Here is an 11,572-nt window from a genome sequence, read left to right on the forward strand (position 1 = left end):
CGACGACCAGACGGTGCCGACGCTACCAACACACGTCAATAAATCCAACAAAAAGAAAAACTAGGACGGCGGGACATGACCGCCCAAGTCATGCGCATGACACAGGCAAACCGCGATTAGTCCATTCGTGAGTGAAACCCCGTATCATGCTGAAGGCACCATGAACGGAAGAGGGGACGATCATGTCCAGACGGACTACCACGCACCAGCACATCCCGGGGCGCCGCATCGCGCCCGGCCGGGCGCTGGGCGCCTTCCTTGCCGGCCTGGGGCTGATCGCGACGACGTCGTGCGGCCCGGCCCCCGAGCCGGAGTCGGTGTCCAATCCGGTCAAGCTCCTGCAGAGCGTGCGCGTGGGCATGTCCCCGGCTGCCGGGGTCGAGACGATCGAAGGCACCACCATCTCTGTGTCCGCGGCCGGCGACTCTTCCGCAGCGGACACGAAGTACGACGCCGCCCAGGCGGTGGGCGAACTGCCGGTGCGAGTGAGCTTGCAGTACCGGGCCGGCGACAAGTCCGGCTCCGACCTCACCGAGCTTCAAGGCCACACCGGGCCGGTCGAGATCGACCTGACACTGGAGAACCTCACGGTTAAGCCGCGGGTCATCGAATACGATGCCGCGGGCCAAACCCGCTCCGATACCGCCCTCGTGGGCGCCCCGCTGACTATCGCCGCCTCAACGAAGCTCACCGGTGTACGGGCCGACGACGTCACCGCCGGCTCTGCGGACGGCGGAACGGGCACCAACGGCGTCTTGAGCAGCACCGAGGACGGTGCCACCGTGGTGCAGTGGGCCACCGTGCTGGCCCCACCCCGTTCGGGTGCGAGCACCACGCTGCGCCTCGTTGCTGAGGTCAAGGACTTTCAGGTCCCTGCTTTCGACGTGGCGGTCCAGCCGGGCCTTAACACCGACCTCAGCGCGGACGGCGTGCTCGCCGGCGCGTTCTCCTCCGGTGCGGGCTCCGAGATGGGGCTGCAACGCCGCACCATCTCGCTGGTCTCGGACGTCAACACCGTGTTGACCAAGGCCGGATCCACCATCACCGAGGTCCGGCAGAACCTGCAGGAGACCTCTCAGACCCTGGGTGCGAAGACCGCGGGCGAGCTGCGCGATAACTCCACGGCCCTGGCCGCAACCATGGTGGACCTGAAGGAGCAACTGAAGACTCTCGGCGCGGACCTGGAGGCCGCGACGAAGTCAACGCAGTCCACCACCGCGTCCCAGCTGAAGCTGACCGTCGCCGCCGTGGACGCGATGCTGGGCGACACCTCGGCCGTGCCCGCGACGGCTCCCATCTACGGTGACGGCTGCACCGCGGAGGTGCCCAAATCGGGGAAGGCGGCCACGGTCTATTCCAGCATCCAGACCATGGCCTCGCAGCTCGACGCCTACGCGAAGGTGAGTGCGGGCTGCCGGGATATCGTGGCGGGCGCCATCAGGGCCACCATGGGCCCCGAGGACCCCACCGCGGAGGAATGCGCGGAGCAGGGCTCGATGACATGCTCCCTTTACGGCTCTGCCGTGACCGTCACCGGCGCGTTGCTGGGCCTGGTGAAGAAGGGCGACGAGCTTGTGGCGGACCTGCAGCCGCAGATGGTCGAGGGCGCGATCAAGGATCAGGAGGCTGCCGCCGTCACGCTGGAGAAGGTGCGCGCCGATTTCGCTGCGGTCCTCGACGGCGCGGAGACCACGGAAGACTACAAGACTGCCCTCGCAAACGTGGAAGAAGCGATCAGGTCCGCCCGGGGCTCCGTCGCCGCGACCCGGGACGCGGCCGCTGCGGTCCGCGGCAGCATCGACGGCCTGCGGCAGAAGCTGGGCGACATCAAGAAGACTGCGCAGGACGCCCGGGGCGAGTTGGGTGACCGCTCACTGCTGAACGGCTCGATGACGCAGCAAACGCAGCGGCTCGCCGACGAGTTGTGCAAGATGGCCGACGGCGCCTTGCCCCGCGAGGGCCGACTGTCCGCCGAGCAAGCGGAGCGGCTGCGTTCCTACCTGACGTCCGCACCGTGCGAGCCCACGGATGAAAGCGGAAACCCCGCGCAGGAACTGCGCCCGCCGCTGGGGTTCAAGGACCCGCTGGACGATCGGATCCAGGCCCAGACGGCCGCCTGGGACGCGGTCCTGGCGGCCACCGACACCACCGCCCCGGACGAGGAGATCGGCCAGGCGTTCACCACTTTGGGGACGACGATCGACGACATCGACGCCAAGCTGGACGCCATCAAAGAAGCCACGAAGGCGCTCGACGGCGCCGCCACGGGCGACGTCAACAGCAACAAGCGCGAACTCGTTGCCCTGGACGCCGCGCTTGGTAAGGCGATCGACTCCTCCGGCCGGGTCGGCTCGACGCTCGCGAAGCTCAAGGAGCAGCAGGACGGGCTCGGCGACAAGATCAAGAAGTCCCTCCGCGAGGTTTCGGCGCAGACCGCCGCCGAGGTCTACAAGACCGTGGACGAGCAAGTGCGCCGGGTCGCCGAGATCGGCGACGCGGGCTCCGACGCCGTGATCACGGCCTTCAACCGCTCTATCTCCGGTTTGAAGTCCACCTCGGACGAGGTGGTGAACGACGCCGAGGGCACGGTGAATAAGCAGCGGGACGAACTGCGCGGGCAGAGCGACGCGCTGGCCGCATCCCTGGACAAGGGCACGCAGTCCTCGCTCGCGAACATCGCCTCCAGCACGTCCGGCTCAACCCGTGACGTCGAGGGCGCCAGCGCCCTCCTGTCCTCAAGCCTCACCAAGGTGATGCTCGACCTGGGCGACCGTTCGGTGAACGGATCCGGCCTGCTCGGCTCCATGGCCACAAGCGCCGCCAAAGCCGACACCGCTGACTATCAGCTGGCACTGGCATCGCAGAACGCTGAGGGCTATGCCAATATCCGCTCCAGGGACGTGGCGGGGCTGCTCCTGCGCCAGGCGCAGTTCAAGGCTTCACTCACCGCGGTCGACGAACTGCCACCGTTCCACCTCGAGGTGCCGGCCGGCGCCACGTCGCAGACCCTGTACACACTGAAGATCGGCGGCACCGCATGAGCTCCCGCACCGGGCTCACGACCCTGATCGTCGCGGGCATCACTGTCGTCCTCGCGGCTGCGATCGCCCTGACGACCGTGGCGCTGAGCCGTCCCAAGGAGGCATCACGGCCCGATCCGGTAGCCGCGACGGTTCCCGTTGCGCTGCAGGCCGAGGGCCTGCCGAAGGACTTCTCCATCGGCGTCGTCCTCACCCTGGGCCAGTCCGGCGAGCCCGGCTCCGAGTACAACCGGGCGGCGCAGGGCGCGATCGTCGCCGCACAGCGCTTTGCCAAGGGCGGCGCCACCGTCGCCCTCGCAGCCCAGAACGACCGCGGCACGGAGGATGGCGCCCGCGCCGCCGTCCACGCGCTCGCCGAACAGGGAGCATCGGGTGTCGTCGTGGCGACCACGGGAGCGCCGGCCCGGGCCGCGGCAAAGACCGCCGAGGAGCTCGGCCTCCCGGCGATCCTGCCCTACGCCGAACCATCGGACCCCGCGCAGACCACCTGGACCACGAGGCCGTCGGGCGCATCCGTCGCGGCCGCCCTTCGCGCCGCGCTGAACGGCAAAAACAGGGTGCTGCTCGTCGGGGACGGCGGCGAGGTCCCTGCCTCGGTCGGGATCTCACAGACGCTGAACCTCGATGGCTTCGACGCGGTGACGGACCTGGCCCAGGAGGCCGCCATCCGAACAGGGGACCAGCTGCGCCCTCCTGCCGAGGACGCCCCAGCGGGCGCCGGGTCCACGAGGGTCGCCGAGCCCGCGGACGCCGTGGTTGTCTCGGCCGCCACCCCGCAGCGGCTGGCCCGGCTGGTCCAGGCCCTGCAGGCCCGCGACGTGTCCGTCCCCGTGGTCATTCCGGACGGCGCCACTGCCCCGGCCTTCGCCTCCACGCTGTCCGAGCTCGACGGCGCCGCCTCCGGGCAGCTGGTCAGCGTTGCCCCGGCCGGCGGCGATGCCACGGCGCTCCAGCAGGACGCCCAGGGGCGCGGGATGTCCGCATTCCTGTCCGCCGTGCGTCTGGCGTCCGGTGACCCGAAGGTCAAGAACCTGACGGGCGATGCCGCGTTTTCCGCCGACGCATGGGCGGCGGACTCACGCAGCCACGACGCCGTCGTCGCCCTCGTACGGGCGGCCGCGTCGGCTGGAAGCGGCGAGCCGTCCAAGGTCGGCGCGGCGTTGCGCACCATGTCCTTCGGTCCTGGTGACGGCCTAGCCGGGCCGGCGCTGGATTTCTCGCGCTCCGCGGCGCTGACCGCGGAGGCAATCCCGGTCTACGCTTCCCCTCAGGATCTGGGCCTGCGCCCGCCGGATGAGGCCGCTCCGCGGCTCGTCTGGGTGCCGGCGCCGGCAAACCCCTGACCACCTGCCCCCGGCTCGCCCCAAAGCGGGCGGGGACCATCCACCACTGAAGGAGCGCCCGGTGCGTGTGCTGATCGACCTGGACGAGCGTCGCTTTGAGTGCGACGTGGCTCACGCCGCGCCCGCCACGACGCTGACAGACCTCGTGGAGGCCGCCGGTGGCCCGCGCCTGGCACCCGATGAGGCGGTGTTCGTGAACGAGGCCGAGGTGCGTGGTTCCACCCCCGTCTCAGAGCTGATCTTCCTGGAGGGTAGCCGCATCTCGCGGGCGCCGTGGCAGATTCCGCAGCGCGTGCGCGGCTGGAGCGTGACGCTCGCCGGCGGCCAGAGCACCGGCGGCGTGATTGACGTTCCGCACGGGCGAGAGATGCTCATCGGCCGGTCCCCTCACGCCGATCTGAGCCTTCCTACCGAAAGCGCGTCATGGGACCACTGCCGCCTGCGCCGGGAGGAGGACGGGCTGCGGGTGTTCGATGGCGGGTCCACGAACGGCACCCTCGTCAATGGCGAGCCGGTGGGGGAGGACGGGGTCCTGGTGACCGAAACCGCCACGATCACGGCGGGCGGCGCCGTGCTCCTCCTGCGCCGGTCCCTGGACGAGACGCCCGCCCCGCCGCCTGGCAGCCTGCACAACCTCACGCCGGCGGCGACAGCGCCCTTCAACCGGCCTCCCCGCCCCGGGCAGGCCCCGGCGGGCGAGCCCCTGGTCCCGCCGGGCCGCAAGGACGTGCCGCCGGCGAGCAAATTCAGCTACATCACGGTGCTCGCGCCCCTCGTGATGGCGGCGGCGATGGTCTTGATCCTGCGGGACTTGCGCTTCGCGATGTTCGCCATGCTCAGCCCGGTCATGGCCGTGGGCATGTGGTTCGAACAAAAGCGGCGTCACGCCCGGGGCCTCAAAGAAGAGGACGAGCGCTTCGCCGGGGCGCTTCAGGGATTCGAGCGGCAGATCCGCGAAGCCGCAGCGACGGAGACCGCACGACTCCATCGGATGATCCCCGATCCCGCGACCGTAGTCCGGCGCCCCGCACTCCCCGCCACGTCCTTGTGGCAGCGCCGCGCAGACGCGGACGACTTCCTGGCCCTGCACGCCGGCACAGGTGACGTCCCCTGGAAGCCCGAGGTGGACCGCACCGCCGGGTCGCGGCTGGATGAGAAGGTGAAGGACTCCCTCGCGGCCGCGCGTCTTCAGGCCGCGCCCGTGCTCGTGGACCTGACCGACGCCGGTGTGGTGGGTATCGTCGGGCCGCGGGAGGGGACTCTGGCGCTCGCGCGATCCCTCCTGGCCCAGGCCGCGGTGCACGTCGGCCCAGCCGACCTGACCATCGGCGTCTTCTGCGACGCCGGACGCGCTGACGAGTGGGAGTGGGCTTCATGGCTGCCGCACACGCGCCAGGCCGGCAGCAGCACGGGCGAGCGGTGGATGTCCGCGGACCGCGAGGCGAGCCTGGCCATGCTGCGCACGCTCAAGGACGCAGTGCAGGAGCTGCCCACACCAGCGATGCTGGTGGTCCTGGACTCCGAGGTCCTCACGGAGGGCAGGGACTCACCGGCACGCGCGCTGCTCGGCACGGGCCGCTCCGTGCCCGGGGCCCATGGGAGCCCGCAGCAGCGCCCGTCCCGGGTGGCGGGCATCGTCATCGCGACTTCGGAGGAACAGTTGCCGGCCTCCTGCACCACGATCATCAGGGTCGGTTCGGACGCAGCGGCCACCGTGGACCAGCCGGAGGACCTGACCCGCGTGGAGGACGTCATCCTGGCAGGCCTGGACCAGGAAGAGGCCCTGCGCTGCGCAATGCGCGTGGCGCACTTCGACGATCCGGAGCTGAGCGTGCCCGGGGCCTCGCTGCCCCCGCTTGTGCGGCTGCCCGGGCTCCTCGGCTACGACCGCCCGGACTCGACCACGATCCGTCGCATGTGGCAGGCACCCACCGGAGTCTCCACGCCGATCGGCACAGGGGAGAACGGCACCCTGACCCTGGACCTGGTCAAGGACGGCCCGCACGGGCTGGTGGGCGGCACCACAGGCTCCGGCAAGTCCGAGTTCCTCCGCTCGCTTGTGGCCGGCCTCGCGGCACGCAACGATCCGACCCGCCTGAACTTTATCCTCGTCGACTTCAAAGGCGGGGCCGCCTTCAAGGCATGCGAACGCCTTCCGCACACTATCGGCACGATCTCCAATCTGGACGAGCAGCTCGCCGACCGGGCCCTCCGCGCCCTGGAAGCGGAGATGGAACGCCGCCAGCGGGTCTTCGCGGAGGCCGGCGAGGGCATCGACAACCTGAACGCCTACCTGGCCACGAACCCGGCCGAGCCCATGCCCCGGCTGCTGCTCGTGATCGACGAGTTCGCCATGCTGGCCAAGGACTTCCCGGACGTGCTCAAAGCTCTCGTCAGCGTGGGGGCAGTGGGCCGCACCCTCGGTGTGCACATGATCCTGGCGACGCAGCGCCCGGCGGGCGTCGTCAGCGACGACATCCTCGCGAACACCAACCTTCGGGTGGCGCTGCGGGTGCAGAGCCGCGACGACTCCAACAACGTCATCGGTGTGCCCGCCGCCTCGGCGATCGGCCGGGCCCAGATGGGCCGGGCATTTGTGAAACTGGGCCAGGACGACATCACCCCCGTGCAGACGGCCCTCGTGACCGGGCGGGCGCAGCTCGGCGCCGGGCCTGCCGTGGACGTGCGCGAGATCCGCCAGTTCGGCGTCCCCGTGCTCGCGGCGGCGCCGCCACGGTCTGCGGCCGTGGACGAGAACGACCTCGAACTGCTCATCGACGCCGTAGTCGCAGCCAACGCCGAGGCAGGGTACGCCGAGCCGCGGCAGGTCTGGCCGGAGGCCCTGGGCGAGCGTGTGGAGCTGGAGGGTTACCTTCCTCAGCCGAACGGCGGCCGTCGCGCCGCGCCGTCCGACACTTCCACCGATCCCGCACGCCGGCCGCTGCCGTTGGTGGGCGCCGTCCGAGGCTCCACGGTCCAGGTGGCAATCGTCGACGAGCCGGAGCTGCAGCGCCAGTCCGCGGCGGGATGGGACATGTCCGTGGGGAACCTGATGCTCATGGGCGTGGCCGGCTCCGGCACGAGCACCACACTGGCCTCGATCGCGCTGACACTGGCGAAGGACGCCGATCCGGCCGAACTGGACCTGATGATCCTCGACATGGGCTCCCGTGAACTCGAAGCCCTGGAACACCTGCCGCACACCGTGGCGTATGTGGGAACCGGGGCCGGTGCCAAGGAGCAGCAGGCCCGTTTCCTGCGGCACCTGCACACGGAGCTCGAGAGCCGCCGCGCCGAGCCTGGCAGGCACCGCCGCACCGTGGTGCTGCTGGACGGCCTGGCCTCGCTGCGGGACGAGTTCCAGGATTTCGAAGGGCAGCAGCTGCTGGCGCTGCTGTATCGGGCGTACGCGGACGGCCCGGCGCTGGGACTGTCCTTCGCGGTCTCCACCACACGCGCCAAGGCGGTGCCCTCGGCCATGAACGAGGTGACGCTGCAGAAGTGGCTCTTCCGGCTGGCGGACGACTACGACTACTCCTCGCTCGGCGTCCGGGGCAAGGAAATCCCCGCTGCGCTTCCTGGGCGCTGCGTGGATCCCCGCACCTCGCTCCAGATGCATGTGGCCACGCCCGGTATCGGGGTCGAGGCTGCGGTGGATCGCGTGCGGCAAAGCTGGGCACACGCACCCGCGAAGACTCCGGCGATCCGGCGCCTGCCCTCCAACGTCACCATGCTGGAGCTAGGGGTGGAACCCCGGCTGGAGGCCGAACCCTGGCTCATCCCGGTAGGAATAAAGGAGGCTGACCTCTCGCCGGCTTTCCTGGAAATCTACGAGGGCGAGCACGCGCTTGTCGCCGGGCCTGCCCGGTCGGGAAAGTCCACGCTGCTGCTGGCCCTGGCCGCAGCCCTGCGTGGCGCGGCCACCTCACGCGGGCCGGCTCAGGTGTGGGGCATCTGCGATCGCCGCTCGCCCCTGGCCCTCGCCGATCTGGATCGCGTGGCCGTCGGCACGGATGAAGTGCCGGCCCTGCTGGCCTCCCTGCGCCTCGAGCGCGGCCCAGTGTTCCTGCTCATTGACGACGCAGAGCGCTTCGAGGACACCGATCAATCCATCGCGGGGGCTGTGACATCCGGGCAGCCGGGGCTGTGCGTCATCGCGGCCGGACGGGCCACGGATCTCCGCGGGCTGTACAGTCACTGGACCAAGACGCTCCGCAAATCCCGCCTGGGCGTGTTGTTGCAACCGGATGTAGATTACGACGGCGAACTGCTGGGCACCGCACTCCCGCGCAGGGCGCCGGTGGCGCTGAGTGCGGGGCGTGGATATATCGGCGTCGGCGGGCAATTGGCACTGATCCAGTCGATGAGCGCCGAGGGCTGAGCCCGGCTACGAGCGCATACGACGAACGAGTGGACGGCCGGGGGCCTTGAAGAATCAGATCGATAGCGTTGGGGAGTACGGTATGAAATTCGCACAGACGGGTCAGGCTCTGGGAGCGTCCTACCGCTTCGGCGAACGGGTGGGCTCCGGCGCCGTCGGCGAGGTCTGGACCGTCACCTCTGCCGACGGCCGGACTTTTGCCGCCAAGGTCCTGCGCCCGGAGCACGCGGACGATCCCTCGCTCGTAGAGCGGTTCGTCCGTGAGCGATCCGTCCTGCTTGGCCTGCAGGACTCGCACATCGTCACGGTGCGCGACATGGTGGTGGAGGGGGCGCGGTTGGCCATCGTCATGGACTACGTCGCGGGAGGCTCGCTGCGCGACGCGCTCAAGGAGGCGGGACCGCTGCGTCCCGTGGACGCGTTCAACGTCGCCGCCGAAGTGTTCGACGCACTGGCTTTCGCGCACTCACGAGGCGTGACCCATCGCGACATTAAGCCGGACAACGTGCTCCTCGCCCGCCCCTGGCCCGAGTGCGCCGCGGGCGACGTACGGGTCTCCGACTTCGGCATCTCCGACGTCGTGGGCGAGAAGATCCGCCAGACGACCGGTCTCATCGGCACCCCGCACTACATGCCTCCCGAGCTCATCAGCCAGGGCCGGTCCGGCCCGCCGGGCGATGTGTACTCAACGGGCATCATGCTCTACGAGCTCCTCGCCGGGCGCACTCCTTTCGCCGGGCCGGGGACGGACTTCAGCGTCGCGTACCGCCATGTTTCCTCGCGCCCGCCACGGATCCCCGTGGACGACGCGGTATGGAACGTACTCGACTCGCTGCTGTCCAAAGACCCCGCCCGACGCCCGACGGCGAGTGAGGCCGCGGCGACGCTTCGGCGTCTCGCACCCCGCCTTGCCGGCAGCAGCCCGATCACGCGTACCGAGGCCCCGGAGGACTTCGACGCCGTCGAACGCTCGGCCACCGTCGTCCGGGGCGCCTTCACGGACGAGGACCTCGCGGCCTTCGCGTCAGGCTCGCCAGATGACCACGCCGGGAAGGCTCCCGAGCTCGGGGAGGCCGACAGCGCCACCATCGCCCGGCCAATCCCGCGTCGCGAAGTGCGGCCCCGGGCGGAGGCCCGGCTCGAGGAACAGGTCGCCACCCCGTTCTGGCGCACTCGCAAAGCGTTACTGCTCGCGGGCGCCGCCACCCTGCTCGTCGTCGCGATGGTCGTGGGGTTCGTTGTCCTCGCCCCTGCAGGTCAGCAAATGCAGCCCACCGCGGAAGGCCAGGTGTCCAAGCAACTTCAGGACGCGGCGCTGCCAACCGGCCTGACAATCTCGCGGGAGGCCTCCTATGAGCCGTCCTCCGGTCAGGTCCGCTTGACTGTCGCGTACGCGGCGCAGAAGGCGCCGTTGTCCGGTGATTTCCTTGAGGTGATCCCGGGCATGGCCGATGGGGAAGCGTGCCCGGCGGTCACATGGGACGGGGCTTCGGTGAGCAGGAATCAGGCCTCGATCACCGGCCTTGACGTCGAGTGCGGCTGGAAGGTCTCGGGGTTTGAGGTCCCGGCCGGAGGGGCAGCCCAGGTCACCGCCAAGGTGTCAGTGTCACCGGCGGACCAGCAGGCCCTCGACGCATGGCTGCGGGCTGGGTCCGAGGCGACGACGGCCGCGACGCAGGACCCTGCCGTCAAGGGCACCGCTTATACCGTCCAGCGGCTGAAGGGCGTGGAGGTGCGTACTCCGGCGCGCGTCGTGACGCCCAGCCCGCTAAAGATCACCCTCGTGCCAGTCTGGGCCGGCGGCGCCGACGAGCTAAACCCGCTCTACGTCAGTCCCGCGTCGGGCAAGCCCTCGCAGATGCTCGCCGCCGTGAGTGGCGGCGAGAAAGGAGTACGGTTCTCCGACGGCTGCGGCGGGGCGCTCGCGGTGGACAGCGCGGGGCTTACCGTGACGGCCCTGCAGATCACGCCCCAGTGCACCGTGCGCGCCAGCGTCGGGAACTTCACCGAGCTGCAGTCTCCGAGCTTTGGTATCACGTCCCGGGAAAACTCGTAAGACGGAGGGCTCCCGGGGCTCCCGGGGCTCCCAGGACTGAGGACTCGGGGTTGCCCCCCGCGCGGCCATGACCTTGGCCTGGACGTGCGAGCCGCTCAGCCCACCCGGCCGTCCTGGCTTCTGTTCACGGGGCGGCCAGCCCGCCGTCCGTCCGGGCCGCTGTTCACGGGGCGGCCAGCCCGCTGCCGTCCGAACCGCATGGCTCGCCTCCGTCCAAGCTTCTGTCACGCGGCCACCCGGCCGCCGTCCGAACCGCATGGCTCGCCTCCGTCCAAGCTTCTGTCACGCGGCCACTCGGCCGTCCGGGCCGCTGCCCGGGGCGGCCAGCCCGCTGACGTCCGACGCGCACGGCTCGCCTCCGTCCGGGCTTCTGTCACCCGGCCACCCGGCCGTCCGGGCCGCTGCCGTTCGAGCCACGCGGTCACCCTGCCGTCAGGGCGTCTGTCACGCGGCGGCCACGGGGTCACTCCAGGCGGAAGTAGGTGTTCCGGCGGGGTGTCTGGGCTGGGTCGAGGTGGGGTGGCGGGATGAACCAGGGKATGCCGGTGCGCATCTGGATGCTCCAGTGTTCYTTGTGGATCACGTGGTGGTGATGGGAGCAGAGCAGGGTKCCGTTGCCGGTTCCGGTGGTTCCGCCGCGGGACCAGTAGGTGATGTGGTGGGCCTCGCACCAGGRGGCCGGGATGGTGCATTGCGGGAAGGCGCAGCCCCGGTCCCGGGCCGTGATGGCCTTGCGGATGTGGGGCGGGAA

Annotated in this window: 5 protein-coding genes; 4 read left to right on the top strand and 1 reads right to left on the bottom strand. The window is 70.2% G+C overall.

Features of this window, described 5'->3' with window-relative positions:
• The first annotated feature begins 182 nt into the window (after positions 1-182).
• From AC1DHX_RS10835 to AC1DHX_RS10850, 4 genes are all read left to right on the top strand, one after another.
• A complete protein-coding gene (locus tag AC1DHX_RS10835) occupies positions 183-3,041 on the top strand; it encodes a hypothetical protein (RefSeq protein WP_476859719.1) in 2,859 nt (952 codons plus the stop codon).
• Positions 3,038-4,384 carry a type 1 periplasmic-binding domain-containing protein gene (locus AC1DHX_RS10840; protein ID WP_476859720.1) on the top strand — a complete coding sequence of 449 codons (1,347 nt, stop codon included), beginning with the start codon at positions 3,038-3,040 and terminating at the stop codon, positions 4,382-4,384. Before AC1DHX_RS10835 ends, AC1DHX_RS10840 begins: the two co-directional genes overlap by 4 nt.
• Positions 4,385-4,445: 61 nt before the next feature.
• A complete protein-coding gene (locus tag AC1DHX_RS10845; RefSeq protein WP_476900028.1) occupies positions 4,446-8,765 on the top strand; it encodes an FtsK/SpoIIIE domain-containing protein in 4,320 nt (1,439 codons plus the stop codon).
• A gap of 82 nt (positions 8,766-8,847) precedes the next feature.
• Entirely contained in the window at positions 8,848-10,821 is a 1,974-nt protein-coding gene (locus AC1DHX_RS10850) for a serine/threonine-protein kinase (RefSeq protein ID WP_476859722.1), read from the top strand.
• Positions 10,822-11,284: 463 nt separating this feature from the next.
• Here the strand turns inward: AC1DHX_RS10850 and AC1DHX_RS10855 are convergent.
• Positions 11,285-11,572 (bottom strand): HNH endonuclease (locus tag AC1DHX_RS10855; protein ID WP_476900029.1); only part of this gene is annotated, 288 nt, incomplete at its 5' end.

This window comes from Arthrobacter sp. 05N33_2 (genome assembly GCF_056397425.1).